The sequence below is a fragment of the Sphingobium sp. WTD-1 genome (genome assembly GCF_030128825.1).
Lineage (GTDB): Bacteria > Pseudomonadota > Alphaproteobacteria > Sphingomonadales > Sphingomonadaceae > Sphingobium.
The window spans coordinates 2,061,627-2,087,563 of record NZ_CP119127.1 but is presented as its reverse complement, the minus strand read 5'-3'; the positions used below and the strand labels follow the sequence as shown (position 1 = coordinate 2,087,563).

Sequence of the window (25,937 nt, the reverse complement as noted above, 5' to 3'; positions counted from 1 at the left end):
GCAGAGCATGAGGATTCGGGCAGGTCGCCCGTAAGCCGCCGATAATGCGCCAGATTGCCGCTCTCCCCTATACCAGCGACCCGATCGACGGGTCGATGCAGATCCTGCTGATCACGTCGCGCGACACCGGGCGCTGGGTGATTCCCAAGGGCAATCGCATCAAGGGGCTGGCCGGCCATCGTGCCGCGGAAGTCGAGGCGTTTGAGGAAGCGGGCATCCATGGCATCGCCTGTCCCGCGCCGATCGGCCGATACAGCTATGACAAGCGCAAGCGCAGCGGCAAGTCGCGCGAGGCGAATGTCGAGGTTTTTCCGCTTGCCGTGACCGGCCATCTGACGCAATGGCCCGAAAAAGGGCAGCGCGAGCTGCGCTGGTTTTCCGTCGCCGAAGCCGCAAAGGCCGTCGACGAACCCGAACTGCAATCGATCATCGCGGCTTTCCGCGAACCGCCCGCCGATCCGGGCTGGTTCCTCCGGTTGCTGCTGTCGATCCGCGAGAAGCAAAGTGAAAGGACTGGAATGCTGCGCTGGTTTCACGCGCTGATGCCCAAGCAGGGGCGTTTCTTCGAGCAATTCGAAGACCATGCCGCGACCCTGGTCGCCGGCGCCGACGCCCTGGCCAAGCTGCTCAAGGGCGGCCCGGACATGGACGCGCATATCAAGGAGATTTCGGACCGCGAGCATGAGGCGGACGACATCATCCGCGACGTGCTGCAGGACGTCCGCCGCATCTTCGTCACCCCGTTCGACCGTAGCGCCATCACCGGCCTGATCGGCGTGATGGACGACGCGATTGACCAGATGAACCAGACCGCCAAGGCGATCGCGCTCTATGAGGTCAAGGATTTCGCGCCGCAGATGCAGGACATGAGCGCGCTGATCGTCGAATGCGCGCGGATCACGGCGGAAGCGATGCCGCTGCTGCGCTCGCTCAACATCAATTCCGCGCGGCTGCACGAGCTGACCGAACGGCTGGTGAAGCTGGAAGGCCATGCCGACATATTGCATGAGGCGGGCCTCAAGGCCCTGTACCAGCAGGCCCGCGCCGGCAACCCGATGGACTTCATCGTCGGCAACGAAATCTACAGCCATCTGGAAAAGGTGACGGACCGGTTCGAGGACGTCGCCAACGAGATTTCCGGCCTGGTCATCGACCACGCCTGACAGGCCTGACCGGATATGGAAGCCCATCTCGCCTTCCCGCTGCTGATCGCGCTGATCGGCGTTGCGCTGCTGTTCGACTTCCTGAACGGCCTGCACGACGCCGCCAACTCGATCGCGACCATCGTGTCGACGCGGGTTCTGAAACCCCAATATGCGGTCGCCTGGGCCGCCTTCTTCAACTTCATCGCCTTCCTCTTCTTTGGCCTGCATGTCGCCGAGACGGTGGGCAAGGGCATCGTCAGCGCCGACATCATCGACGCCTCGGTGATCTTCGGCGCGCTGATGGGGGCGATCGCCTGGAACCTCATCACCTGGGGCCTGGGCATCCCCTCCTCCTCCAGCCATGCCCTGGTCGGCGGCCTGCTGGGCGCGGGCACGGCCAAGTCCGGCCTGTCGGCCATCGTGTGGAGCGGCGTGTTCAAGACCAGCGCGGCGATCGTGATATCGCCCGCCGTCGGCCTGTTCCTGGCGCTGATACTGGTGCTGGCGATCAGCTGGATCTTTCGCAAGTTCACGCCGCAGGGCGCGGACCGGGTGTTCCGCAAGCTGCAGCTGGTTTCCGCCTCGCTCTATTCGCTGGGCCATGGCGGCAATGACGCGCAGAAGACGATGGGCATCATCGCGGTGCTGCTCTATTCGCAGGGGCTGCTGACCGGCGGCTTCCATGTGCCGATGTGGGTGGTGCTGAGCTGTCAGGCGGCGATGGGCCTGGGCACGTTGCTGGGCGGCTGGAAGATCGTCCACACCATGGGATCGAAGATCACCCGCCTGACCCCAGCGCAGGGCTTCTGCGCGGAAACGGGCGGCGCGATCACCCTGTTCATGGCGACCCATCTGGGCGTGCCGGTATCGACGACCCATACCATCACCGGCGCCATCGTCGGCGTGGGCGCGTCCCGCCGGCTGTCGGCGGTGCGCTGGAACGTGGCGTCGAGCATCATCGTCGCCTGGGTCGTGACCCTGCCGGCGGCGGCCGCGATCGGCGCGCTGTTTTATGGCCTGACGCGTTTGTTCTGATCGGAGCAGGCCGAGACAAGGAAAAGGGCGCGGGAGTGATCCCGCGCCCTTTTCCTATTCCACCTTCGTCATTGCGAGCGCAGCGAAGCAATCCATGGATTGCCGCGGGCCTGCGGCCCTCGCAATGACGGGATTTACGCCACGCGGCCGAGGCGGTGGTAGAGATTGGCATATTTGACCGATTCCGGCTGGTCCTGCACTTCCTTGAGATAGTGCGCGATGGCGGTGCGGATCAGGCCGAAATCCTCCTGGCTGAAGACCGCGCGCGAGCGGGCGGGCTGGGGCGCTTCCATCGTATCGGTCGTCATCTTCCTGTCCTTCCTGCCTTGTGGCTGTGCTGGTTGATGACAGCGATATTGACAGGTCGAAGGCAAAGCGGAAGGGCGATGAGTGGCCGCAAGTCACGGTGCGACTTGTTCATATTGTCAAGTCATGACAATATGACCTTATGGCAGATGTGACCGATCGGAAGCTCTATCTCGGCCCCAAGCTGCGCGTGCTGCGCCGCGAACTGGGGCTGAACCAGACGCGCATGGCCGAGGAACTGGGTGTGTCGCCCAGCTATCTCAACCATCTGGAGCGCAACCAGCGGCCGCTGACAGCGCAGATGCTGCTGCGGCTGGCCAATACCTATGACATCGATATTCGCGACTTCACCGCCAGCAGCCAGGACGGTGCGGCGAGCGACCTGGCCGAGATATTGTCCGATGCGCTGGTGCGCGACATCGGCATCGCGCGCGACGAAGTGCTGGAAGTCGCGGAAAATTATCCCGGCGTCAGCGAGGCGATCGGCCGATTCTACCGCGCGCTGGCCGATCTGCGCCGCCTGCCCGAGCAGATGCAGGCGAGCGGGCGCGGCGCCGCCCCTACCCCGCTGGTCGCGCCGGTCGACTGGTGGCGCGAGACGGTAGCCAAGGCCGGTAATCATTTCGCCGAAATCGACGCCGCGGCCGAAGGGATCGCCGCGCAGCTGGAGGAAGACCCGGCGCTGTTGCAAGCCGGGCTGCGCACGCGCCTGAAGGAGCGGCACGGCATGGCGGTGCAGATGGTGCGCGCCGATGTGCTGGCCGGGACGGTGCGCCATTATGACATGCACCGGCGGCGGCTGATGCTGAGCGAGCAACTGCCGGCATCGGGGCGGCTGTTCGCCATGGCCTATCAGCTCTGCGCGCAGGAGATGGCCGACCTGATCGCGGCGCAGGTGACGCGCACGGCACCGCCGGACGAGGACAGCCGCCGGCTCGCCGTCATTGCGCTGACCAACTATGCCGCCGCGGCGCTGATCATGCCCTATGACCGGTTCCGCCAGGCAGCGGAGGCGAGCCGATATGACCTTCCCTTGCTGCGCGCCCGCTTCGGCATGTCGACCGAGCAGCTGGCGCATCGGCTCACCAGCCTCAACCGCACCGGCGCGCGCGGCATCCCCTTCTTCATGGTGCGGATCGACCGGGCCGGGATCGTGTCCAAGCGCTTCGATGGCGAGGCCTACCCCTTTGCCCGCTATGGCGGCACCTGCCCGCGCTGGGACGTGCATGCGGCCGACGCGCCCGACATCCTGCTGCCGCAACTGATCGAGACGCTGGACGAGCGGCGCTTCCTCACGCTGGCGATCGCCCTGCCCCGTGCCGATGGCGCGCGCGGGCGGCAGGTGATTGCGCTGGGCTGCGAGGCGAAACATGCCGGGCGGATCATCCATGCCGATGGCATCGATACCGAGCGCGACGACGCGGTGACGGTGGGGCCGACCTGTCATCTGTGCGAGCGGCGCGACTGCCCGGACCGGGCACTGCCGCCGGTGACGCGCGCGCTGGACCTGCACAGCTATGAGCGGACCGCCAGCCCCTTCCCGTTCCGGCGGGTTTAGCGGCCGCCCAGCAGGCCGCTCTTCACCGTCAGTTGAAGCATCACCGCGCGCGGGGCGCCGAGCGAACCCAATATGTCGCCTTCGCGCACGACGTTGGTGCCGGTGCCGGCCGCGCTCGCGCCCACCACCGATCCGCCGACGATGATCAGCTTGTTGGTGAGGTTGCGGCCGATCAGCGACAATTCCCAGGGCTTGCCTGCGCCGCCATTGATCGAAAGGGCTGCGTTGAGCTGGACATAATCATCCTGCAGCGTCTTGGGGTTGCCCTCCGTCTGGGTGACATAGGCGCTGCTGTAATTGAAATCGACCGACAGCGATCCACCGAGCCGGCCGGCGAAGCTGTGGTCATAGGTGAAGCCGCCGGTGATCGCGATTTCGGGCGCGCGGAACAGGCGTTGGCCGGTCTGGTCCTGATTCTGATAGGGATTGGCCGCCGTGCCCCAGGTCGATTGCGGCAGATTGGGGTTGAGCGGATTGAGATTGCAGCCCTGCGCGATCGACTGGCCCGCATAGCAGCCGCCGATGAAATCGGTGTAGCGGGCGTTGTTGTAGGCGATCGCTGTGTTGAACGTCAGGCCCGCCAGCGTGCGCGGCCGGATGGTGAGGCTGAGTTCCGCGCCCTTGATCTCCGCCCCGCCCGCATTCTGGGTCAGCTGGGTGAAGGAGGCGTTATCGTAGCGCGACAACTGGAGTCCGCTATATTTATAATAATAGCCGACCAGATCGTAGAGGATCTGCCGATCGGCGACATAGCCCTTGGTACCGATCTCGCCGCCCTTCGCGGTCATCTGGTCATAGGACAGGTCGATCGCGGCGCGGCTCTGGTCCGCATCGGTGCGCAGACGCGTCGGCACGGTGTTGAAACCGCCCGAGGTGAAGCCCTCGCGATAGGCGGCATAGACGGTGCGGTCGCTGTCGGGGCGCCAGGTGAGCGTCACGTCGGGCGAGAAATCGGCATAATTCTGCTTGGGGCCGAGAATCTGGATCGGGCTGCCGAGCGAGGTGCCGGTCAGCGACTTGTCTTCCCAGCTATAGCGGCCGCCGACAGCCAGTTCGAGCAGCTCCGCGATCTTGTAGCGCAACTGGCCGAAGACCGAGGTCGCCTTGGTATGGACGTCATAATAGGTCGATCCGACCACGAAGGGCGCGCCGAAATTGGTGGTGAAGGCCTGACGCGTCAGGAAATGGGCGTCCTGGAAGAAGCCGCCGACGAGGAAGTTCAATGGCCCGTCATAGTCGGACGCGAGGCGCAGTTCCTGGCTGAAGCCCTTGGCAGTGATGTCGTTCGATGCGCCGAAATAAGGGTTGTTGGAGAAAGTGAAGCTGTCGACCGAGCGTTCGCGCAGGCGGTAATAGCCGGTGACCGAGGACAGGGTATAGGCGTCGCCCAGATCCTGGTCGATGCTGAGCGAGGCGAGGAACTGCTTCGACTTCATGAAGGGCACACCATCGCCATAGCTGGGATCGCTGGCGGCGGTCGCCGGCGCGAGGATGGCGTCGTAGAAATTGCGGTTGAGCGTGCAGGCGGTCGAGCCATAGCGGCTGACGCCGGCGGGGCAGTAGATGATCTGGCTGAGGCCGGTGGGACCGACGCCGTCCCGTTCGCGCTGGCCATAATTGACCTTCGCCTTGATCCGGGTCGATCCGCCCGCATCATAGGCGAGCGTGCCGCGGACGAAGACATCTTCGGAATTGAGGCTGTCGGCGCCGCGCCCCGGCGTGATGCCGGCGATCGGCTCGGCAACGTTGCGGAACCAGCCATCCTCCTTGGAATAATAGCCGACGACGCGGGCGGCGAGGCCGTCGGTCAGCGGCACCGAGGCGCTGGCCTCGACAAAGCGCTGGTCGGCCATGAATTCATAGCCGGTGCGCAGCTTCGCCTCGAAATCCTTGCCCGGATCCTGGGAGATGAGCGAGACGATACCGCCTGGGCTGTTCTTGCCATAGAAGAGCGCCTGCGGCCCCTTGAGCACCTCGACCCGGCCAAGGTCTATCTGGCCCAGGCGGATGGCGTTGCCATAGCTGATCGGCACGCCGTCGAAATTCAGGGTCACGGCGGTTTCGGTCGAGGGGTTGGAGATGCCGGCGCCGATGCCGCGCAGGTTGATCGAGCCACCGACCTGATTCTGCGATTCGGCGATGACCAGTTGCGGCACCTGCTGGCTGATCGCCTGGAAGCTCGTGGTGGCATAGCGTTCGATCTGGTCGGTCGAGAGCGCCGAGACGGCAACCGGCACGTCGATCAGCCGCTCGTCACGCTTGCGGGCGGTGACGATGATCTCCCCCGCCCCGGCGTCAGCCTGGGGTGCGGGTGCGGCGCTATCCTGAGCCTGTGCGGTTGCGAGCATCAGGGCCGGGCCGGCAGCGGCAGTCGCCAGCAGACGGCGGATCAGGGCCTGCTTCATATCATCCTCCCATTGGGTCAGGCCTTGTCGACAATGCCGCAAGGCTCATTCCATTCGGGACGATTATGATCCGAGGCTAATGGTCAGGCAAATTCGCCGAATTGATCGACTGGACAAATGATCATCAGAAAAACTTGCAGATCAACATGTTGATCAATTGCACATAAGCGCCGAATTTACGGTATTTTTGATCCGAATATCATCGGTCATTTCCGTGAATATTCACGTTTCCCGCGCCACATTCAGACGCATCGCTTTGACGATATATGGCGACCTGTCGACTGATCGAGATGAACGGCAGAAACGAAAAAGGGGCCGCCGGGCAGGCGACCCCCTTCGATATTCCTGTCACGTCGCCCGTACGGCGAACGGGCGACGGCCGATCAGTCGGCCTTGGACTGGAGATTGACGGCCGCGTACTTGCCGCGACGATCGACTTCCAGTTCGAAGTCCAGACGGTCGCCCTCGTTCAGGGCGCCCATGCCGGCGCGTTCGACAGCGCTGATGTGGACGAAAGCGTCCGGCTGGCCGTCATCACGCTGGATGAAGCCGAAGCCCTTCATGGCGTTGAAGAACTTGACCGTGCCGCTGGCGCGTTCGCCGGTCAGCTGACGCTGCGGGCCACGCTCTGCACCACCGAAACCACCGGCGCGGGGTTCGCGCGGTTCACGCGGCGGCGCACGATCGGTCACGGGGAGCGGTTCGCCGTCGATGACCAGATCGGTCGCCGACACCTTGCCACCACGATCCACCAGGGTGAAGCCGAGCGGCTGACCTTCGGCCAGACCGGTCAGGCCGGCCTGCTCGACCGCGCTGATGTGAACGAACACGTCTTCGCCGCCATCGTCACGAACGATGAAGCCGAAACCCTTCTGGCCGTTGAAGAACTTGACGACACCCTTGCCTTCGCCAACGACCTGGGCCGGCATGCCGCGACCACCGCCGCCGCCGCCACCAAAGCCGCCACCGCCGCCGCCGAAGCCACCGCGGCCACCGCCGCCGAAACCACCGCCGCCGAAGCCACCGCGATCACCACCGCCGAAGCCACCTCGACCACGATCACCACCGCCGAAGCCGCCACCGAAGCCGCCGCGGTCACCAAAGCCACCGCCGCCGAAGCCGCCGCCGCTGCCCTGGTCGTAGAAATTGTCGTCGCCGAAACCGTCGCGCTTATCCTTGCCGCGCCCGCCGCGGCGCCCTCTGTCAAAACTCATGCCCTGTTAGTCACTTTCGCTTCGCCCCAAGACACATTGGACAAACATGTCGGGCGAATGACATGCACAATCCACCGCAAAGTCGCGGTTTGGGAATCACTATATCAAGTTTTCCGGGCAGCGCGAATGATTTCGCATATCGGGCAAAAAGAGCGCCCGCAGCGCCGATTTACAGGCCCTATCTGCCAAAGCCTTGATTGCGATATGGCCCGTTTCCCCATAGAGGGAAAAGTCATGACCGTCCATTTCCATGAAGAAGATCTGCCCGAGGGCGTCCTTGCCCCCGGCCCGATCGCCGTCGATACCGAAACCATGGGGCTCATCACCCCGCGCGATCGCCTGTGCGTCGTCCAGATCAGCGACGGCAAGGGCGACGAGCATCTGGTCCGCTTCAACCCCGGCAGCGATTATGCCGCGCCGAACCTGAAGGCGGTGCTGGCCGATCCCGAGCGGATCAAGATCTATCATTTCGGCCGATTCGATATCGCCGCGATCCAGCATTATCTGGGCGTCGTTGCAGCCCCCGTCTATTGCACCAAGATCGCGTCGAAGCTGGTGCGCACCTATACCGACCGCCATGGCCTGAAGGAACTGGTCCGCGAACTGCTGGGCCAGGACATCAGCAAGCAGCAGCAGTCGAGCGACTGGGGCGGCCCGAACCTGTCCGAGGCGCAGAAGGATTATGCCGCATCGGACGTGCGCTTCCTGCATCAGTTGAAGGTCGAACTGGACAAGCGCCTGACCCGCGAAGGCCGGATGGAACTGGCCCAGGCCTGTTTCGACTTCCTGCCCCATCGCGCGGCGCTGGACCTGGCGGGCTGGCCCGAGAACGACATCTTCTCGCACATGTAAGCGACGGAAGCGGCACGCACCATGTCCATCCAGGCCGAGCAGCAACGCCACGCACGCCGTCACTGGGCGCGGCCGGGCGGCAGCCATGACCGGCTGGTGCGTCTGCTCAAAAACTATCTGCCGGTGGCGGTCGGCGTGCTGACCGCCCTGCTGGCCACCGCCCCCTTCACCGGCGGCGACAAGGTCAGCTTCGTGCTCGACAAGAACAAGGTCGAGGTGGCGAAGGAACGGATGCGCGTGTCCGAAGCGCTGTATCGCGGGCAGGACAGCAAGGGCCAGCCCTTCTCGCTGCGCGCCGGCTCTGCCGTGCAGAAAAGCTCGCGCGAGCCGATCGTCGACCTCAACGCGATGTCGGCGCGCATATTGCTGCCCGAGGGGCCAGCGGTGCTGAACGCGCAAAAGGGCCGCTATGACATGGAAACCGAGCGAGTCGCGATCGTCGGCCCGGTCCAGTTCGAGGCGGCCGGGGGATATCGCCTGGTCACCCGCGACGTCGGCATCGATTTGCAGACGCGACGGATGAAGAGCGCGGGCCGGGTCGACGGGCGCATCCCGATCGGCACGTTCAGCGGCGACCATCTGGAAGCGGACATGAATGCACGCACGGTCACGCTCAACGGCCGGGCAACCTTGCGCATCGAGCAAAATGGTCTCAAAGGGCAGAACTGATGAAACGCATCCTCATCCTGCTGTCGACCGTTGCGCTGGGCGCGACCGGCCTCCTCTACGCCGGCGCCGATGCGCAGGTGTTCAAGAATCATGACAGCAATGCGCCGGTGAACTTCACCGCCGACCGGATCGAGGTGCAGGACCGCGCCGACCGGGTCGTGGTGTCGGGCAATGTCGAGGTGACGCAGGCCGGCATGACGCTGAACGCCGCCCGCATGACCGTCGCCTACAAGCAGCAGCCCAATGGCGCGGCCAACACCGGCAATGGCGTGGAAATCCAGCGCATCGACGCGTCGGGCAATGTCGTCATCACCAAGGCCGACCAGACCGCGCGCGGCAATGTCGCCATCTACGACCTCAATGCCAAGCTGATCACCATGGTCGGCAATGTCTCGCTGACCCAGGGCGTCAACCGCCTGACCGGCGGACGGCTGGTGATGGACCTCAACAGCGGCCGCACCACGGTCGACGGCCGCTCGACCGGCGGCGCCGGCACATCGACCAGCCCCAGCGGCCGCGTGTCGGGCACCTTCACGGTGCCGCAGCGCAAGAACTGATCCGGGGTTCGGGAGGCCGGGCGACGCGTTTCGAGCGGTCCAACGGCTATCGATTTCCGTCATTGATGGCGGGCTTTGGCGGCTAACGGCCAGAAGCGGCCCACCCCATCATCGTCACCCTGAACTTGTTTCAGGGTCCTTTCCTCTCAATAGACCAGTGGCTTGTTAGGCTTGATAGATGCTGAAACAAGTTCAGCATGACGTAGGTGGGATGGCCGCTTCCCACCCTCGATCGCTGTTCACCAACGCGCCTGGCGCCTCACTCCCCCGATAGCTGCCCGTCCACTCCTGGGCGGGAAAGCTGCCCGGCGCGAAGCGACCAAAAGCGGAAATTCGCAGGAGATACTGCTCTTCCATCAAGCAGACGGCGGTTTGCACATCTATGCCGACTTCGCCTGCTGACCATTAGAGGGTTCTGTGCCAATACGATGAAATGCAGATAAGTAGGTTGATGCTCCTAACGATGACGTGGCTGGCGAGCGCTTGCTCACCTCAATCGCCTCAGCATTCTTGCAGAGACATGTCGTGGAAGGACGGCGTCGAGATGGCCAGAGAGGCGAAAAGAGATATGCTTTCTCGTTCGACCGCTACTTATCGGGAAAATTTCACCAGCGATGTGGCAGTCCCGGTCGAGGGGCACGGATATGCACAAGTGGTTGGGTTTAAAGGTCGAGATGGCCAAACCCTCGTAGGGTTGATTGAAGACGACTGCTATATTGGCTGGTCCCAACGTTAGAGGACATTCCGCTAACCACCCCTTCTGGCCTTTTAGCTGGCATCGCGTCGGTGCCCCCATATCCGGGGCAGTCGCCCCATGGCTCCGGATGTCGATTGCTCCGCTCCAAGGACGCTGACCTTCGGCTGCGTGACGGGGAAATTCGCTATTTCTTCGGGAATAGCAGGGTGAAGATCATGCGGATGCCCCATTCGGGGCCGCCGTCGGGCGAGACGGCATAATATTTGCCGCCAAGGCCCACCTGCACCGCCTGGTCGCCGACCTTGGTCAGTTGCGTGACGGTGAGGTTCACCGGCACCAGCCAGTCCTTGCCCTTCCAGTCATAGGCCGCTTCGGCATTGATGCCATAGGTGGTGGCGTGGGACGTGGTGTGGCTGAAGAAGGGCTGCATGAAGCTGGCGCTGACGTCGGAACGGTCATCCTTGCCGGCGATCGACCAGATATGGTTGCCGAGGAAACCGACCGTGTTCTGCCCCATCTGCTTGAGCAGCACGACGGTTGGGCCGGCGCCCCATTTGTCGCCGCCCAGATAGCGATCGGTTGCCGAGGGATAGAGGATGGCAGGGCCAACGCCCCAGATGATGCCCTTGTTTGCCTTGGGCGAAAAGAAGAAGCTCTGGGTGATATCGCCAAGGCCGAAGCCATCCGTGCCCGGCCCTTGATAGGCATTTTGCGCGACGACCGGCACGATGGTGCGCACGATCATGTTCCAATCCTTGCCGACGCTGATCGGCACCACCGGCTGGATGTTGAGCGTCGACTTGATGCCATCATCCCCGGCGCCAAAGTCGAGATTTTCCTGGAACGGCACGCTGATCAGCGAGGCGACCGGGTTGGACAATTGCAGCGCCAGATCCTGATCGCTGCCGCCCGCCGGCGGTGGGCCGGAGGTGATGGCAGGCGCTGCCGGCGAGCCCGCATCCTGCGCGATCGCCGGCAGCGGCGCCATGGCGACCAGGGCCGCGAGGCAGGCGATCTTGCGATGATATCCCGTCTGCATGGCCAAGCGCCTTCCCCTTTCGAACATTCTGCACGGAGACAGAATGGTCCGAACGAGAGCGAGGGCCAATCGCGGGCTTTGCGGAGATCGGCCGGTAATAACCCCTAGGGGCGCTCGTCCCAGCGCAGCAGCCGCACCTGCCCCGGCGCATCGACGACCAGTTCGCCAAAGGCCCCGGTGCGCAGCTTGAGCTGACCATGGGAGAGGCCCAGCGCCAGCAGGGCGAAGCGGGCGGCGCCGTTGCTGGTGACCAGCAATTCCGTCCCCTCCCCTTCTGCGGCGAACCAGGTGCGCCAGGCAGCGATGCGCGCGGGGGCGTCGACGGTCCAGCCATCGGGCACGATGCCGTCCCGGTCCCAGGCGGCGATAGCCGCTTCGCCAAGACGCGCCACGACGGTCGCCTCCGGCTGCCCCTCGTCCGGGCCATGGTCGATCTCGTCGAGCCAGGGGAGGATGGCGTCGACCGGATGGTCGAGCGCGGCCGCGATCGGCGCCGCGGTCTGGCGCGCGCGCTGCAACGGGCCGCTGTAGAGGCGTACGGTGCCGAGCGACTGGGCCGCGAAATAGCTGGCGAGATGCTGGGCCTGCACCATGCCGCTGTCGACCAGCGGAATGTCGGTGCCGGCCCCGACCCGGCGCGCATCGGCGCTGGAGGCGAAGGTGTTGCCGTGGCGGATGACGAAGATGCGCCGGCTCATGACAGGGCCGGCGTCGGGTCTCCATGGGCGGCGATCAGCGCCTCGACCCGCTGGATATCAGCCTCGGTATCGATGCCGCTGCTGTCGAAGACGGGCGGATCGACCGGGACGGTCATGATATCGATGCCCAGCTCCAGCAGCCGCAACTGCTCCAGCCCTTCCAGATTTTCGAGCGCCGTGGGCGGCGATGCCTCGAACCGGGCGAGCGCGTCATAGGCATAGCCATAAAGGCCGACATGGCGCCAGACGGGGGATATGGGACCGGCGGCGCGCAGCCTGTCCTCGTCGCGGATGGCGGGAATGATCGTCTTGGAGAACCAGAGCGCCCGGCCATCCGCGCCGCGCGCGCAGGTGGTGCCGCTGAAGGGCGAGCGTTGCTTATGGTCGCGCAGCGCATCGAGCGCGGCCCAGTCGAGCCCGATCACCGGGGTCGCGACCTGCGCGCCGGCATCCAGCGCCTCGATCACCGCGCCCAGCGCTCCCTTGGGCTGGAAAGGCGAGTCGCCCTGGAGATTGACGACGAAGTCGGGCTGCGTGGCCTGCGCGCGGGCGGCAGCGAGCGCGCGGCCGGAACCGGTGGCGATCATGCTGTCGGTCATCACCGCGTCGCAGTCGGCGGCCTGCGCATGGGCTGCAATCTCGTCATCATCGGTGGCGACGACCAGAGCGACGCCGGCGCGCACACCGATCGCCGCGCGCGCCATGGCGATCGTGCGATGCAGCAGGCTGCGCCCCGCGATGAGGCGCAGCGGCTTGCGCGGCAGGCGGGACGAACCCGCCCGCGCCGGAATGACCACCAATAAGGTCAGGCGACCCCGGCGTGCAGCAAATCGTGCATGTGGAGTGCGCCCACAAGGCGGTCCTTTTCGCACACGAACAGCAAGGTGATGTTCCGCTCCTGCATCAGGCGAAGTGCCTCCGACGCCAGCTCATCGGGTGCGATCGCCAGCGGCGTCGCCGTCATGAAGCGGCCAACGGCATCGGTCAGATTCTGCTTGCCAGTGACCGCACGACGCAAATCGCCATCCGTGAAGGCGCCGATCAGCTTGCCCCCGCGATCGACCACGGCCGTACCGCCGAGGCGCGCACGGGTCATTTCGATCGTCGCATCAAGCAAGGAGGCATCTTCGGGCACCTTGGGCACATCTGCGCCCGCCGCCATCAGTTCCCGCACCTTGACCAACTGCGCGCCCAAACGGCCCATCGGATGGAATTTATGGAAATCATCGGCCGAAAAGCCCCGCATTTCCATCAGCGACATCGCCAGCGCATCACCGAAGGCCATCTGCAGCGTGGTGGAGGTCGTCGGCGCCAGCATGTTCGGACAGGCTTCACGCACTTCCGGCATCAGGATGCAGATGTCGGCCGCCTCGGCAACGGTACTAAGCCCCTTTGCCGTCAGCCCGATCAACGGAATAGCGAAACGCTTGCAATATTGGATGATCGGACCGAGTTCGGTCGATTCGCCCGAATGCGACAGCATCAACACGACATCGTCGGGCGTGACCATGCCCAGATCGCCATGCCCGGCATCCGCAGGATGCAAGAACAGCGCCGGCGTGCCAGTGGACGTCAAGGTCGCCGTCATCTTCCGCGCGACGATGCCGCTCTTGCCGATGCCGGTGACAATGACCCGGCCACGGACATTCATGATCATCCCGACCAGACGCAGGAAGGTTGCGGCAAATTCCCGATCGGCGAATTTACTTTCGAGAATATTCAATCCCCGGGCCGCCAAGGAGAGACTGCTGCACGCCGTCTCCACGATACGCCCACCCGAACCGAACGGTACGATCTTCGATACTGTCGACACGCTTTTTGCCCTTTTCTCCCGCGCATCGCCGCCGATATGCTCCGGCTGACGTCCGCGGCGCGCGACACCCTGAAGAGTGCAGCGTCCATCCCTTGTTTCCGCGACCACAAGCCGATTGGTCAACCAGCGCTATGCAACTGTCTACGCCGTTTCAGGCACTTATGGCAATCCATTTCGCAATTGCGGAAAGTCATGCGGCAACGAAAATCTGACTGGTTTTCACAAAAAAACGCGGCGAAACGAGTGTTTATACCGGCAAACCGTGGAACTTCCTGCCCATTCGCGACACAGGCAGCGAACGCTTATCACCCGTGATAATCGCGATACCATGTCACGAATCGTGGCACGCCCGACTCGATGGCCGTCGTCGGCGCAAATCCGATATCCTGGGCGATTGCGCCAATATCCGCGTAGGTTGCCGGGACATCTCCGGGCTGCATCGACTGAAAATCCACCTCTGCCTTGCGGCCGATCGCCTGCTCCAGCACGGCAATCAAGTGCATCAGTTCCTCGGGTTGATTGTTGCCAATATTGTACAACCTGTGCGGCGCGCGGCTGCCGCCCGCCTTGAGGCCGCCATCATCGACCGGGGCATTGTCGAGGCAACCGATCACCCCGGCGACGATATCGTCGATATAGGTGAAATCGCGTTGCATCCGGCCATGGTTGAACACCGGAATCGGTTCGCCAGCGAGAATCTTTTGCGTGAAGATCCACATCGCCATGTCCGGTCGCCCCCAGGGGCCGTAGACGGTGAAGAAGCGCAGGCCCGTCATGGGCACGCGGAACAGATGCGCATAGGTTTCGCTCATCAGTTCGTCCGCTCGCTTGGTCGCGGCGTAGAGCGAAACGGGATGATCGGCGCGATCCTCGACCCGGAAGGGCAGGCTTTCATTGCCGCCATAGACCGAAGAGGAAGAGGCATAGACCAGATGTCGCACCCGGCGCTCACGCGCCAATTCCAGCATGTTCACATGCCCAGCCAGGTTCGACTGGACATAGGCATGGGGATTGATGAGCGAATAACGCACCCCGGCCTGAGCGCCGAGATGGACGATCGCCTCGATCGGATGGTCAGCCAAGGCAGCGCGCAGCCCCGCCATGTCGGCAAAATCCTGCTTCAGGAAGGTGAAGAGCCCACCATATCGGCGCTGCAACAAGGCAACGCGATCGTGCTTGAGCGAGACCTGATAATAATCATTGAGATTGTCGATGCCGATCACCGCCCGCCCGTCAGCTAACAACCGGTCCGCGACCGACATGCCGATGAAACCGGCCACCCCCGTAACCAGGATCGTCACATCTTATCTCCTCGATCGGCCATCCATTCACTCCGTCGGTCACAGACAATCCGCCCGGCGAAGTAAAGGTCTTTCCCTCCTATCCCGTCCAGTGCATGCTGCCATGCGGTGGAATACTTAGCTATTCCCTAATCTTTCCCGGCTAAGGCGAGGCGATGGACATGGCAGCCCACCCATCTCCCCCAATCGCGCCGGACCGCCTGTCGCTGACGAACCCACGCGCGCGCTGGGCGACCCTGGCCGCAGAAGCGGCAGAACCCAATGCCTTCTATGCGCCCGACCTGCTGGCGGCGGCGATCGACCATCTGGCCGGCAATGGCCCGACCGGCAATGGCGACGTGCGCCTGATCGAGGCGCAGGCAGATGGCGAATTAATCGGGCTGTTGCCGGTCACGGTGCAGGCGCGCCATGGCCGGCTGCCGATCGGCTGCGTCGCCAACTGGATGCATGACCATTGTTTCTTCGGCGCGCCGCTGATCCGGCGCGGCCAGGAGATGGCGGCGTGGCGCAGCCTGCTGGCGCAACTGGACGCGGCCGAATGGGCGCCCCATTTCCTGCACCTGCGCGGGCTCGACGCAGCCGGCGCCAATGCCGCCGCGCTGGAAGCACTGTGCGTCGAAGAAGGGCGCGGCCGCCGCGAGGTGCATCGCCATGACCGGGCCATGCTGCGATCCGACATGTCGGCCGACGACTATTGGGAAACCCATGTCCGCGCGAAGAAGCGCAAGGAAATCCGGCGACTGCAGAAGCGGTTGGCGGAACTCGGGACGGTCGAGCAGCGACTGCTGGACGATGGCGCCGACCTGCCGCGCTGGTGCGGCGACTTCCTGGCGCTGGAGGCATCGGGATGGAAGGGCCGCGAGGGCAGCGCACTGGCGAGCAGGCCGGATGACATCGCCTTCTTCCGTGCCGCCTGCGCGGCCGCCTTTGCCGCGGGGCGGCTGCATTTCCTGCGCATCGACCTGGATGGCCGGGCGATCGCGATGCTGGTCAATTTCCGCCATGGCGACGGCGCCTTTTCCTTCAAGATCGCCTTTGACGAGGAAATGGGCCGCTTTTCGCCCGGCGTGCTGATCGAGATCGCCAATCTGCACGCGGTGCAGGATGATCCGGCGATCGGCTGGATGGACAGTTGCGCCGCCGCCGATCATCCGATGATCGACAGCCTGTGGGCCGAGCGCCGCAGCATCGTCCAATATCGTATCGCCCTGCAGGGCAAGGGCGCGACGCGCCTGCGCCGGGCAGCGGCCTTTGCATTGGCCGGCGGGGTCGAACGGATCGCCAGCCGCATGAAAGGACAGGAATGACCGTGCATAGCCCGATGGCGCCGGCCACCGACGCGCCGCATTTTTCGGACAGCGCGCGCGCCGCCTTTGCCGCCGCCTATCCCGACCGACCGACCAAGCTGACGCACGAATTGGTCGGGCATGAGTTGCTGACGCTGGATGCGCTGGCGACGCTGGCCGAGCGGATGCCGGCGAGCGCGGTCGAATATAATCTCGGCAAGCTGCCGCTGGGCGTGCGGCCGGAGGATACGCCATCCAATGGGCTGAGCCTGGGCGAGACGATCCGCACGATCGAGAGCAATGGCAGCTGGGCGGTGCTGAAGAATGTCGAGCGCGACCCGGCCTATGGCGCGTTGCTGGACGCGGCGCTGGCGGAGCTGGAGCAGATCGTCGCGCGCAGCACCGGGCCGATGCTGCATCGCGAGGCGTTCATCTTCCTGACCTCCCCCGGCAGCGTCACCCCGTTCCACATGGACCCGGAGCATAATATCCTGCTGCAGATCATGGGGACCAAGGTGATGACCGTGTTCCCGGCACGCGACGAGGAACTGGTGCCGGCGCAGAAGAGCGAGGAATTTCACAATGGCGGCCATCGCAACCTGATCTGGCAGGACGGGTTCAAGGCGCGTGGCACGCCCTTCCCGCTGGCTCCCGGCGAGGCCGTGCATGTGCCGGTCAAGGCACCGCATTTCGTGGAAAATGGCCCGGCCGTGTCGATCAGCCTGTCGATCACCTGGCGGTCCGACCGCAGCGTGGCGGAGGGCGAACTGCACAGTTTCAACGCCCTGCTGCGCAAGCGTGGCCTGCCGACCGGCGCGGTAAGCGAACGCCCCGAGCAACAGGGCATTCGCCGCTTCGTCTATCGCGTCATGCGGAAGCTGGGCGTTTAAGCAGCTTGCGCGCCAGCGCCTCGGCCTCCAGCCGGGGACTGAAACGCTCGACATGCCACCATTCCAGCGCCTCCTCGCGGGTCGAGAGGCTCTGCTTGTAGCGATCCTTCCCGGCAAGCAGCGAATAGAGGCTGAGGCCCCGCGTGGCATAATGGCCGACGGCAGCGGCGTGACAGAGCAGGCCCGGCTTGTCCTTGGCGGTGCGCGGCTGGGCAAAGGCGGACTGATAATTCATCGCCTGCCCGTCCTGCACGAAATTGACCAGCAGGCCGACGGCACCACCGGCATCGGCAAAGCGCAGCAGTTCGACCGCGCCCGAGGGCAGACCGCGCGCCGCGATGGTGGCGACGAACTGGCGAAACCCCTGATCGTCCCAGGCATTGTCGGCATGGCGCCCCGTATTGAGCGCGGCCATCTCGTCCAGCCAGGGGGCGATGTCATGCAGCGTGCCGACCGCGACATCGGGCAGCGGCCCGCCATGATCCTTCATCGCACGGCGGATCTGGCTGCGCGTATTGCTGCTGAGCAGCGCGAGATAGTCGCCGTCGGCGGCGCGTACGGCGTCGAGATCGACCTGGTAGACGGGCGAGGCATCGACCCGCAATTTCCGCCGGGCCGGCAGGCCAAGCAGCGGCGAATCCGGGGCGATGCCGCTCAGCCGCAACACACGCCAGTCACGACGCCGGGCGATGGCGTCGAGCGCGACAGCGACGGCCGCCGTCTCCTGCCCGCGCGCGGTGAGCAGGCCATTATATTCGACATAGGGCCGGTCGATCGCCGGATCGCCCGACTGGTTGAGGCTGAGCGTCGCCACCGGCCCCAGCAGGCGCGGACGCATCGCATGGCCGACCAGCGCCAGCGCGACATCCTGTCCGCTTTCATCGGTGACGGCGAGCAGTTCGGGCCAGACGCCATAGCTGTCGAGCCAGGCGCCCACCCAAGTCCAGCGCAGGAAGAAGGACGCATCGCTGCACGCCTCCAGCGCCTGCCAGCGGGCGGCCAGCGTCGACCGGTCGGTCGGCAGGGAGAATGTCGCGGTGAGCCCCATCGCGTTCCTCTTGTGACAGAGCGGCGACGGGAATCAAGCGGGTGTGCTGTGGATCACCCTCGAATGCGACGTTGCGGATCGACCGTGCCGTCGGCGCGGATGCCGGCACGGACCAGATCGCGGCGCATATGGCCGGTCAGGAAGCGCTGGAGCATCACGAAATCGGCGCGCAGCGACCAGAGCGGATAGCGGAAGGTGGCCGGGCGATTGCGCTCGATCAGCATATGGCTGACCCAGGCGAAGCCGTAGCCGGCGATCGGCAGCGCGGCAGCCAGCCACCAATGTCCGGTCACGGCCGTAGCGGCGGCAAGGCCGACCACCAGGCTGGTCCCGGCATAATGCATGGCGCGCGTCGCGGGCCGGGCATGTTCCTGCAGATAATAGGGCCAGAAGTCCCGGAACCGGGCGATCTGGGTCATAAGGGGCATCCTCTCTGTTATGCCCCATCTTTTATACGTGGACGTTCAACTTGTTAAGCGCCACGCGCCGCTTGGGCGCAAAGAGGAAATAATCATAGGCCGCGCGGGCGGCCTGGGCCATGATCTGGTCGCGCGAGACATGGCCCCGGCTGTCCTTCATCACGAAGACGGTGATGGCGAAGCGGCGGCCATCGGGCAGGCCGATGATGCCGACATCATTGCCGACGCCGTTGAGCGACCCGGTCTTGTGCGCGACCGGGGTGCCGGGCGGCAGCATCCCCGACAGGCGCAGCTTGCCGGTCTGGCAATGGCCCATGATGGTGAAGAGCAATTGCGTGCTTTCCGGCTTCAATGCCTTGCCCGATTCATAGGCGACCAGAAGCTGGTTCATCGCCAGCGGCGTCGCCGTGTCGCGCGGATCGAGCATGAAGTCCATGTTCGGCAGGTCGCGCACGTCGCGCCGCTGGATCATCGGATCGGCGCGGCGGGCGGCGCCGGCATTCTGCTGGAAGGTGCCGGACTGGGGATTGATGCCCATGGCGCGGTAGAGAAGATGTGCGGTATCGCTGTCGACGCGCAGGCCATGGATGCCGAGGCCGGCGACGAAGTCGCTGACCGCCTTCGGCCCGCCGGCACGCGCGACCAGCACGTCGGTCGCATTATTGTCGCTGCGCGTCAGCATCAGGTCGAGCAACTGGCTGACCGGCAGGGTCGCGCCGGGACGCGAGAACATCCAGGCGATGCCGCCCTCGCTCGCCAGCGCAGGATCGAGCGCGAGCCGGTCGTCGAGCTTCAGGCTGCCGGCATCGACCAGCGAGAGGATACGGCCCGCGACCGCGACCTTGTAGGCGCTGGCCATGGGGAAGAGCGTGTCGCCGTTGCGCGACTGGACCTCGCCGGTCTGCAGATCCTGCACCGCGACGCCGACCGTGCCGTCCGACAAAGCGGCGAAGCGGTCAAATTCGGCCAGGAGATGCGCCTCCGCCGTCAGCAGCACCTGTGGCCGGGGCGGCGGACCGAAGGCATCGGCGCTCGGCAAGGGCGCAAAGAACAGGCCAAGGGCGGCGCAGCTGGCGCCAATTTGACGGAGAGACGGCATGGCCCGTCTGTCGCCCATCATGGGTCGGGTGGCAAGATATTTGATCGGCTTTTCCCGCGGTTGACGCAGGCATGCCGGGGGTTCATCACGCCGGCCATGAACGACACCATCAAGCTGCACGAAAGCTGGCGCGCGCCGCTGCGCGACCAGTTCGCCAGCCCCCATATGCAGGGCCTGAAACAGTTCATCGAAGCGGAAAAGGCGGCGGGCAAGCGCATCTTCCCCAAGGGGAATGAATATTTCCGGGCGCTGGACCTGACCCCGCTGGACCAGGTGAAGGTGGTGGTGCTGGGGCAAGACCCCTATCATGGCGAGGGCCAGGCGCATGGCCTGTGCTTTTCGGTCCAGCCCGGCGTGCGGACGCCGCCATCGCTGGTCAATATCTACAAGGAGCTGGAGAGCGACCTCGGCCTGCCGCGCGCGCGACACGGCTTCCTGGAGCATTGGGCGCGGCAGGGCGTGCTGCTGCTCAACAGCGTGCTGACGGTCGAGATGGGCCGGGCTGCGTCGCACCAGGGCAAGGGCTGGGAGACATTCACCGACGCGATCGTGCGGCTGGTGGCGCAGAAGGAGGAGCCGGTCGTGTTCCTGCTGTGGGGCGCCTATGCCCAGCGCAAGGCCGGCTTCGTCGATTCCGGGCGCCATCTGGTGCTGAAGGCCGCCCATCCTTCGCCACTGTCGGCGCATAACGGCTTTCTGGGATGCCGCCATTTCTCGCAGGCCAATGACTTTCTGGAGGCCAAGGGGCGCGGCGCGATCGACTGGCGCCTGCCGGAGCCGGTGGCATGAGCGGGCCGGCGGTTGCTCTGCTCTATCAGGCGCTGCCGCCGCCGGTGATCGACGGGCTGCGCAAGGATGCCAAGCCCGGCGGCTATTCCGACGGTGGGGCCGATATCGGCTTTGCGTTGAAGGGGCTGGGCCGCACGGTGGTAACGCCGGTGCCCGCGCCCGATCCGGCACAGGCGATGCAATGGGTGTTCCCCGACACGGCCAACGGGATAGCAGCCGCGATCGCGGCGGGTGCCGACACGATCTGGGCCAATAGCGTGCTGTTCGAGGGGCATCCGATCGAGGCCGTGATGGGCCAGGTCGCGATCGTCGGCCAGACGCCGGCCGCCACGCAGAAATATGACGACAAGTTCGCCACCAACCGGATGCTGGAGCAAGCCGGCTTGCCGGTGGCGCGCGGCTTTTTGCTCGCTGATCGGCCGAGCGAAGGCGTGCATGCGCTGGCCGATGTCGGGCAGGTTCTGGCCGATCTGGCCATCCCCTTCCCGCTGATCGTGAAGCCTGTGCGTGGTCGGGGCAGCCAGGGCGTGACGCTGGTGCGCGATGCCGAGGCGCTGAACGCCGCGGCCCGCAGCCTGATCGACGAGGGCAAGTTCGGCACGCTGCTGATGGTCGAGGAGTTTCTGGACGGCGAGGAAATGACCATCACCGTCCTGCCGCCGGCCGCGCCGCGCCCGTCAGGCGAGAAGGGCGACCGCCATTTCGCGCTGCGCCCGGTGCTGCGCTTCGACCAGAAGGACGGTGTCGCCCCCTATAATGGCGATGTCGCGGTGACGCAGAACAGCGTCGCGATCGGCCCGGAGCGGATGACGGAGGCGCCGGTGCTGGCGATGCTGGATGCCTGTATGAAGGCAGCGGAACTGGTCGAATCGCGCGCGGTGATCCGCATCGACTGTCGCGCCGATGCCAGCGGCCAATTCAAGCTGTTCGACCTCAACATGAAACCGAACATGACCGGTGCGGGACGGCCGGGCCGCGAGGATCAGGATTGCCTGTCGGCGATCGCCGCGCGGGCCGATGGCTGGTCCTATGCCGACATGCTCGACGCGATGCTGGCGACGGCCTGGAAATAACGCCCCGGAATCCGGTGCCCAGAATCATTGAGGCCCGGTCCCGCTTGCGCGGGCCGGACCCCTTCCCTCTCCAAACCGGAAAGTGGAAAATCAGCCGTCGTAATCGCCGCCGATATTCTGGTTGCGCGGCGGCGCCGCAGCGGTCAGGCGCAGGGCCTCCGCCGACTGGGCGATCGAACCGATTTCATCGGGCGTATCGTCGTCGTCAATCTGGACCTTCTGCAGCGACGCAACGACCGAATCATGCAGGTCGGCGGGCAGAATGGTTTCCTCGGCGATCTCGCGCAGGGCGACGACCGGATTCTTGTCGCGGTCACGCTCAAGCGTCAGCTCGGCGCCACCGGAAATTTCACGCGCGCGCTGGGCGGCGAGCAGGACGAGATCGAAACGGTTGGTAACCTTGTCGACGCAATCTTCGACGGTGACGCGGGCCAATCGGGCCTCCTGAAAAATCAATAGGGAATCTTGAACTTGGCGCCTAGCAGTGGCGGCCTGTCGAGTCAATGAAAAGCCCATAAAGCCATGGCGCGCCGCGGCAAAGCGGCGCATGAAGGGGCCATGGCGTCGCGACAACAGGAAGCCCCGACCAGCCCGATCAGCGTCACGCTGAACGGCAACCGACTGACCGTCATCGAAGAAGGCGCGGCGCTGTGCGATGCGCTGGTCAGGCTGATCGACGGTGCGCGCACGAGCCTGAAACTCTATTATTATATCTTCGCCGATGATGGCAGCGGCCGGTTGATCTGCGAGCGGCTGGTGGCGGCGCGGGCGCGCGGCGTGGCCGTGACGCTGATGATCGACGGCTTCGGGTCGGCCAATACGCCCGACAGCCTGTTCGCCCCGCTGATCGCGGCGGGCGGGCATTTCGCCCGGTTCGGGACGCGCCGGTCGACCCGCTATCTGATCCGCAACCATCAGAAGATCGCCCTGGCCGACGACAAAAGGCTGATGATCGGCGGCTTCAATGTCGAGGATGGCTATTTCGGCATCCCCGCCGACGATTGCTGGCGCGACCTGGGGCTGCTGCTGGAAGGGCCGCAGGCCGAGGCGATGGCGCGCTGGTATGGCCAGCTGTGGCGCTGGGTCACGAGCAAGGGGCAAAGGTTCCGCACGCTGCGGGCGATGGTGCGGCACTGGCACCCATCGCTGCATCATGATCCGGCCGATCCTTTCCGCTGGCTGATCGGCGGGCCGACCCGACGGCTGAGCCCCTGGGCGCAGGTGGTGAAGCATGACATGGACCGGGCGCAGCGGCTGGACATGGTCGAGGCCTATTTCTCGCCCGGCCGGGGCATGATGAAGCGGATCGCCCGCGCCGCCCGGCGCAGGGGCGCGCGCCTGATCCTGCCGGCCCTGTCGGACAATGGCGCGACGATCGCGGCGGCACGGCTGCTCTATGGTCCGCTGCTGCGCCGCGGGGTCGAGATATATGAATATCAGCCCTGCAAGCTGCACATGAAGCTGATCGTGATCGACGATGCGGTCTATATCGGATCGGCCAATTTCGACATGCGCAGCCTGTTCCTCAACCTGGAGCTGATGCTGCGGGTGGAGGATGCCGGCTTTGCCGAGGCGATGCGCGGCTTCATCACCCAGCGGACGGGCGAGAGCCGGCGGATTTCGCTGGAGACCTATCGCGCCAGCCGCACCGGCCTGACGCTGATCAAGCAGTGGATCAGCTATCTGCTGGTCGGCGTGCTGGACTATACCGTCACGCGGCGGCTGAATTTTCGCGATCCCGACGCGGACTGAGCGGAACATCGGGCGCGATGTTGCGGCGCAGGCTGGTGAGCGCCAGCAGCGCCAGCCGCCGATCATCGACCGCGCCGTGCCGGCCGATCGTGGCGAGCGCCGTATCGATGGCCCGCACCAGCGCAGGATCGGGACCGCCCTGCCCCCTGGCGCCAAGCCGACCAAAATGCTGGCGCACCCGCCCCAGCACGACGTCGAGCAGCCGGTCGTCGCGGGCATGGGCGCGCATCCGGAAACGGTGGAGATCGTCGAGCGACATGCCCACGCGCGTGTCGCGCAGAATATCGAGCAAGGGCGCGGTGGTGTCGCTGCCCAGTTCGGCAAGGCGCGGGGTCAGCAAGCCGATACGATCGAGCATGGTGTTGATCCATTTGACCGTGTCGGGCTGCTGCCGCGGATCGGTGCGCAGGGCAAGATCGCGCCAGCCCGCCCGGAGCAGGCGCAGCGCGGATTGTTCGGCCCCCACGGTGCGGACCATCTTGAGCGCCCAGACCGCGAGCAAGGCGCCCAGCAGCTGGGCGATCGCGGCATTGGCGAAACTGTCGAACTGCCCGGTATAATAGCCATCAAGGCCCATCAGGCCGGGCAGCGAGAGGATCATGCCGATCGCCATCGCCGCCAGCCGCCGCCGCACCATCATCGCACCGACCAGCAGGAAAGCCGGCGCCAGCACCGCCACCAGCACCGAGAAGTCGGACACGCGCGGCAGGATGGCAAAGGCATAGGGCGCGGCCACCAGCACCGCGCAGCAGGTGCCCTGCCACACTTTCCAGGCGGCGGGCGCGGGATCGTCCATATTACTGAACAGGGCGCAGATGATGCTGGCGATGACGACCGCCCCTGCCCCGGCCGGCCAGGCCGACAGGATCCAGAGCAGGCAGCCGATCAGCACGGTGAGGCTGGTCGCCAGCGCACCGCGCAGCGCCAGGCCATAATCGCGGTGCAGGACGCGGCGGCGGGCGTTGCGGATTGCTTCCCGCGCGGGCGGTGACAGGGGGATGCGATCGGCGCCCATCGCCGCCTGCAACTCGCGGCAGATGGCATGGACGGTGACCAGTTCGGCCAGCCGGTCGAGCATGCTGAGCTGCAATGCCGCGTGCCAGGCGAAGGGCAAGCGGCAATCGGGCTCGCAGGCACGGGCGCGGGCGCGCAGCGCTTCAGGCGAGTCCCCTTCCCCGTCCGGCGCGCCCAGCCAGGCAACGACATCATCCAGCAGGACATGGACCGCCGGCGGCAAGGCATCGGCCCGCTGCAACTGGCGACAGCGATCCTCGACCGCGCTGGCCAGCGGCAGCAGCAGGCAGAGCTGCGTCTCCAGCGCGCGCAGCACCCCGGCCTTCAGCCGCAGCGCGCTGCTTTCGAACGGCAAATGGGTGGCAAGCTGGTGCAGTTCGTGGATGTCGGTCGCCAATTGCCGGCGGTCGCGGGTCACGACCGCATCGCCATGGTCGACCCGCAGGGAATCGCGCGACCAGCGTTCGGCGTCGATCATGATCGCATCGATCCGCGCCTGGAGGCGAGCCGACACCGTGCGCGGGAAGACGAGGCTGTGGACCAGCGTGGCCGAGGCGATGCCGATGCCGATTTCCTGGGCGCGCAGGCTGGCGGCGGTGAAGATCGTCGCCTGCGCCTCGACCGCCGGGAAGGCGACGATGCCGGCGGTATAGCCCGCCAGCAGGAAGGTATAGGCGCGGGGCGTCCGGTCGAGCAGCGCGACGAAGGTGCAGAGCCCGAGCCACAGCGCCAGTGCGAGCGAGAGAAGTTCGGGGGCATTGCCGAGCAACGGCACCAGCAGGATGGCCACGCCCGCGCCGATGACGGTGCCGAGCAGGCGGAACATCGCTTTCGACGACACCGCGCCGGCGAGCGGCTGGGCGACGATATAGGCGGTGATGATCGCCCAATAGGGCCGGTCCAGCCCGATCCGCAGCGCGATATAATAAGCCAGCATCGCCGCGAGAAAGGCCTTGAGCGTGAACAGCGCGTCATGGCCGCCGTAGCGATCGGCCATCCAGCGCGCTTGAGGCAGGGCAGGCGTCACGCGGCACATCCAGCATCATCGGGCGGGGCCAGGCAGGGCGGCGACGCCGGTCGGGAGAATGAAAGCCGGACGCGTCGGCCCGCCACGCCGGATCGGGCGCGCATTGCTGGAGCTTCAGGCAACCCCTCTATGCGCCTGTCCATCTGGCGAAACAATATGACCCCAAGGCACAGCCATTGTGCATGATATGCACAACCCAGCCGGACCACCGGGCATCAATCATCCCCTTGCCGCCGCCGCCGGCTTTCTGC

Annotated in this window: 24 protein-coding genes; 11 read left to right on the top strand and 13 right to left on the bottom strand. The window is 65.4% G+C overall.

Going from position 1 to position 25,937, the window contains the following annotated elements; all coding sequences use genetic code 11:
• The first annotated feature begins 44 nt into the window (after positions 1-44).
• Both N6H05_RS10330 and N6H05_RS10325 read left to right on the top strand, forming a co-directional pair.
• Entirely contained in the window at positions 45-1,163 is a 1,119-nt protein-coding gene (locus N6H05_RS10330; RefSeq protein ID WP_284113763.1) for a DUF47 family protein, read from the top strand.
• A 15-nt stretch (positions 1,164-1,178) separates the two neighbouring features.
• Complete coding sequence (locus N6H05_RS10325; RefSeq protein WP_284113762.1) at positions 1,179-2,180, top strand: inorganic phosphate transporter; 1,002 nt, start codon at positions 1,179-1,181, stop codon at positions 2,178-2,180.
• A 134-nt stretch (positions 2,181-2,314) separates the two neighbouring features.
• Here the strand turns inward: N6H05_RS10325 and N6H05_RS10320 are convergent, their stop codons facing one another.
• On the bottom strand, positions 2,315-2,488 hold the full coding sequence (locus N6H05_RS10320) for a hypothetical protein (RefSeq protein ID WP_004208258.1): 174 nt from the start codon (positions 2,486-2,488) through the stop codon (positions 2,315-2,317).
• A gap of 140 nt (positions 2,489-2,628) precedes the next feature.
• Between N6H05_RS10320 and N6H05_RS10315 the strand changes: the two genes are divergently transcribed.
• On the top strand, positions 2,629-4,044 hold the full coding sequence (locus tag N6H05_RS10315; protein WP_284113761.1) for a helix-turn-helix domain-containing protein: 1,416 nt from the start codon (positions 2,629-2,631) through the stop codon (positions 4,042-4,044).
• Here N6H05_RS10315 and N6H05_RS10310 read toward each other — a convergent pair.
• Positions 4,041-6,449, bottom strand: a complete 2,409-nt coding sequence (locus tag N6H05_RS10310) for a TonB-dependent receptor (RefSeq protein ID WP_284113760.1) — start codon at positions 6,447-6,449, stop codon at positions 4,041-4,043. The genes N6H05_RS10315 and N6H05_RS10310 overlap by 4 nt on opposite strands.
• Before the next feature lie 383 nt (positions 6,450-6,832).
• On the bottom strand, positions 6,833-7,663 hold the full coding sequence (locus N6H05_RS10305; RefSeq protein ID WP_026109010.1) for a cold-shock protein: 831 nt from the start codon (positions 7,661-7,663) through the stop codon (positions 6,833-6,835).
• A gap of 234 nt (positions 7,664-7,897) precedes the next feature.
• Between N6H05_RS10305 and N6H05_RS10300 the strand changes: the two genes are divergently transcribed.
• The 3 genes from N6H05_RS10300 to N6H05_RS10290 are packed head-to-tail and all read left to right on the top strand — an operon-like array spanning position 7,898 to position 9,741.
• Complete coding sequence (locus N6H05_RS10300; RefSeq protein ID WP_284113759.1) at positions 7,898-8,515, top strand: ribonuclease D; 618 nt, start codon at positions 7,898-7,900, stop codon at positions 8,513-8,515.
• A 21-nt stretch (positions 8,516-8,536) separates the two neighbouring features.
• On the top strand, positions 8,537-9,184 hold the full coding sequence (locus tag N6H05_RS10295) for an LPS export ABC transporter periplasmic protein LptC (RefSeq protein WP_188082109.1): 648 nt from the start codon (positions 8,537-8,539) through the stop codon (positions 9,182-9,184).
• Positions 9,184-9,741: an LptA/OstA family protein gene (locus tag N6H05_RS10290; RefSeq protein ID WP_284113758.1), complete on the top strand. Its 558-nt coding sequence runs from the start codon at positions 9,184-9,186 to the stop codon at positions 9,739-9,741. Before N6H05_RS10295 ends, N6H05_RS10290 begins: the two co-directional genes overlap by 1 nt.
• An 881-nt stretch (positions 9,742-10,622) precedes the next feature.
• Here N6H05_RS10290 and N6H05_RS10285 read toward each other — a convergent pair.
• From N6H05_RS10285 to N6H05_RS10265, 5 genes are all read right to left on the bottom strand, one after another.
• Positions 10,623-11,477: a hypothetical protein gene (locus N6H05_RS10285; protein ID WP_284113757.1), complete on the bottom strand. Its 855-nt coding sequence runs from the start codon at positions 11,475-11,477 to the stop codon at positions 10,623-10,625.
• Between the two features lie 104 nt (positions 11,478-11,581).
• Positions 11,582-12,175, bottom strand: a complete 594-nt coding sequence (locus N6H05_RS10280; RefSeq protein WP_284113756.1) for a histidine phosphatase family protein — start codon at positions 12,173-12,175, stop codon at positions 11,582-11,584.
• On the bottom strand, positions 12,172-12,972 hold the full coding sequence (kdsB, locus tag N6H05_RS10275) for a 3-deoxy-manno-octulosonate cytidylyltransferase (protein WP_284113755.1): 801 nt from the start codon (positions 12,970-12,972) through the stop codon (positions 12,172-12,174). Before kdsB ends, N6H05_RS10280 begins: the two co-directional genes overlap by 4 nt.
• Positions 12,973-12,980: 8 nt before the next feature.
• Positions 12,981-13,988, bottom strand: coding sequence for a KpsF/GutQ family sugar-phosphate isomerase (locus tag N6H05_RS10270; protein WP_349666220.1), 1,008 nt, complete (start codon positions 13,986-13,988; stop codon positions 12,981-12,983).
• 305 nt (positions 13,989-14,293) lie between these two features.
• Positions 14,294-15,289 (bottom strand): NAD-dependent epimerase/dehydratase family protein, encoded by a 996-nt coding sequence (locus N6H05_RS10265; RefSeq protein WP_284113753.1) that lies wholly within the window; start codon positions 15,287-15,289, stop codon positions 14,294-14,296.
• A gap of 155 nt (positions 15,290-15,444) precedes the next feature.
• On the opposite strand from N6H05_RS10265, the gene N6H05_RS10260 reads away from it, so the two are divergent.
• On the top strand, positions 15,445-16,596 hold the full coding sequence (locus N6H05_RS10260) for a GNAT family N-acetyltransferase (RefSeq protein ID WP_284113752.1): 1,152 nt from the start codon (positions 15,445-15,447) through the stop codon (positions 16,594-16,596).
• The gene (locus N6H05_RS10255; RefSeq protein ID WP_284113751.1) at positions 16,593-17,465 is read left to right on the top strand and encodes a cupin domain-containing protein; all 873 of its coding nucleotides are present in this window, start codon (positions 16,593-16,595) and stop codon (positions 17,463-17,465) included. The genes N6H05_RS10260 and N6H05_RS10255 overlap by 4 nt, the downstream gene beginning before the upstream one ends.
• Here N6H05_RS10255 and N6H05_RS10250 read toward each other — a convergent pair.
• From N6H05_RS10250 to bla, 3 genes are read right to left on the bottom strand one after another with little or no spacing between them, the layout of a single operon-like run.
• On the bottom strand, positions 17,443-18,513 hold the full coding sequence (locus tag N6H05_RS10250; protein WP_284113750.1) for a GNAT family N-acetyltransferase: 1,071 nt from the start codon (positions 18,511-18,513) through the stop codon (positions 17,443-17,445). The two genes, N6H05_RS10255 and N6H05_RS10250, sit on opposite strands and share 23 nt — an antisense overlap.
• A gap of 53 nt (positions 18,514-18,566) precedes the next feature.
• Positions 18,567-18,932, bottom strand: a complete 366-nt coding sequence (locus tag N6H05_RS10245; protein WP_284113749.1) for an Mpo1-like protein — start codon at positions 18,930-18,932, stop codon at positions 18,567-18,569.
• A 31-nt stretch (positions 18,933-18,963) separates the two neighbouring features.
• Entirely contained in the window at positions 18,964-20,031 is a 1,068-nt protein-coding gene (gene bla / locus N6H05_RS10240; protein ID WP_069338099.1) for a class A beta-lactamase, read from the bottom strand.
• A 96-nt stretch (positions 20,032-20,127) separates the two neighbouring features.
• Between bla and ung the strand changes: the two genes are divergently transcribed.
• Both ung and N6H05_RS10230 read left to right on the top strand, forming a co-directional pair.
• A complete protein-coding gene (ung, locus tag N6H05_RS10235; RefSeq protein WP_125999789.1) occupies positions 20,128-20,820 on the top strand; it encodes a uracil-DNA glycosylase in 693 nt (230 codons plus the stop codon).
• Complete coding sequence (locus N6H05_RS10230; protein ID WP_284113748.1) at positions 20,817-21,893, top strand: D-alanine--D-alanine ligase family protein; 1,077 nt, start codon at positions 20,817-20,819, stop codon at positions 21,891-21,893. The genes ung and N6H05_RS10230 overlap by 4 nt, the downstream gene beginning before the upstream one ends.
• Before the next feature lie 90 nt (positions 21,894-21,983).
• Here the strand turns inward: N6H05_RS10230 and rpoZ are convergent, their stop codons facing one another.
• The gene (rpoZ, locus tag N6H05_RS10225) at positions 21,984-22,328 is read right to left on the bottom strand and encodes a DNA-directed RNA polymerase subunit omega (protein WP_004208279.1); all 345 of its coding nucleotides are present in this window, start codon (positions 22,326-22,328) and stop codon (positions 21,984-21,986) included.
• Positions 22,329-22,415: 87 nt separating this feature from the next.
• Between rpoZ and N6H05_RS10220 the strand changes: the two genes are divergently transcribed.
• Positions 22,416-23,645, top strand: coding sequence for a phospholipase D-like domain-containing protein (locus tag N6H05_RS10220; RefSeq protein ID WP_284113747.1), 1,230 nt, complete (start codon positions 22,416-22,418; stop codon positions 23,643-23,645).
• Here the strand turns inward: N6H05_RS10220 and N6H05_RS10215 are convergent.
• The gene (locus N6H05_RS10215; RefSeq protein WP_284113746.1) at positions 23,605-25,695 is read right to left on the bottom strand and encodes an FUSC family protein; all 2,091 of its coding nucleotides are present in this window, start codon (positions 25,693-25,695) and stop codon (positions 23,605-23,607) included. The genes N6H05_RS10220 and N6H05_RS10215 overlap by 41 nt on opposite strands.
• Positions 25,696-25,937 lie beyond the last annotated feature (242 nt).

Coding starts and splice junctions, on each gene's coding strand:
- N6H05_RS10310 (WP_284113760.1), bottom strand. CDS start 6,449: ATGAAGCAGGCCCTGATCCGCCGTCTGCTGGCGACTGCCGCTGCCGGC.
- N6H05_RS10280 (WP_284113756.1), bottom strand. CDS start 12,175: ATGAGCCGGCGCATCTTCGTCATCCGCCACGGCAACACCTTCGCCTCC.
- N6H05_RS10290 (WP_284113758.1), top strand. CDS start 9,184: ATGAAACGCATCCTCATCCTGCTGTCGACCGTTGCGCTGGGCGCGACC.
- N6H05_RS10255 (WP_284113751.1), top strand. CDS start 16,593: ATGACCGTGCATAGCCCGATGGCGCCGGCCACCGACGCGCCGCATTTT.
- N6H05_RS10330 (WP_284113763.1), top strand. CDS start 45: ATGCGCCAGATTGCCGCTCTCCCCTATACCAGCGACCCGATCGACGGG.
- N6H05_RS10325 (WP_284113762.1), top strand. CDS start 1,179: ATGGAAGCCCATCTCGCCTTCCCGCTGCTGATCGCGCTGATCGGCGTT.
- N6H05_RS10215 (WP_284113746.1), bottom strand. CDS start 25,695: ATGTGCCGCGTGACGCCTGCCCTGCCTCAAGCGCGCTGGATGGCCGAT.
- N6H05_RS10300 (WP_284113759.1), top strand. CDS start 7,898: ATGACCGTCCATTTCCATGAAGAAGATCTGCCCGAGGGCGTCCTTGCC.
- N6H05_RS10320 (WP_004208258.1), bottom strand. CDS start 2,488: ATGACGACCGATACGATGGAAGCGCCCCAGCCCGCCCGCTCGCGCGCG.
- N6H05_RS10295 (WP_188082109.1), top strand. CDS start 8,537: ATGTCCATCCAGGCCGAGCAGCAACGCCACGCACGCCGTCACTGGGCG.
- bla (WP_069338099.1), bottom strand. CDS start 20,031: ATGCCGTCTCTCCGTCAAATTGGCGCCAGCTGCGCCGCCCTTGGCCTG.
- N6H05_RS10305 (WP_026109010.1), bottom strand. CDS start 7,663: ATGAGTTTTGACAGAGGGCGCCGCGGCGGGCGCGGCAAGGATAAGCGC.
- N6H05_RS10285 (WP_284113757.1), bottom strand. CDS start 11,477: ATGCAGACGGGATATCATCGCAAGATCGCCTGCCTCGCGGCCCTGGTC.
- N6H05_RS10230 (WP_284113748.1), top strand. CDS start 20,817: ATGAGCGGGCCGGCGGTTGCTCTGCTCTATCAGGCGCTGCCGCCGCCG.
- N6H05_RS10260 (WP_284113752.1), top strand. CDS start 15,445: ATGGACATGGCAGCCCACCCATCTCCCCCAATCGCGCCGGACCGCCTG.
- N6H05_RS10315 (WP_284113761.1), top strand. CDS start 2,629: ATGGCAGATGTGACCGATCGGAAGCTCTATCTCGGCCCCAAGCTGCGC.
- N6H05_RS10250 (WP_284113750.1), bottom strand. CDS start 18,513: ATGGGGCTCACCGCGACATTCTCCCTGCCGACCGACCGGTCGACGCTG.
- N6H05_RS10245 (WP_284113749.1), bottom strand. CDS start 18,932: ATGACCCAGATCGCCCGGTTCCGGGACTTCTGGCCCTATTATCTGCAG.
- ung (WP_125999789.1), top strand. CDS start 20,128: ATGAACGACACCATCAAGCTGCACGAAAGCTGGCGCGCGCCGCTGCGC.
- N6H05_RS10220 (WP_284113747.1), top strand. CDS start 22,416: ATGGCGCGCCGCGGCAAAGCGGCGCATGAAGGGGCCATGGCGTCGCGA.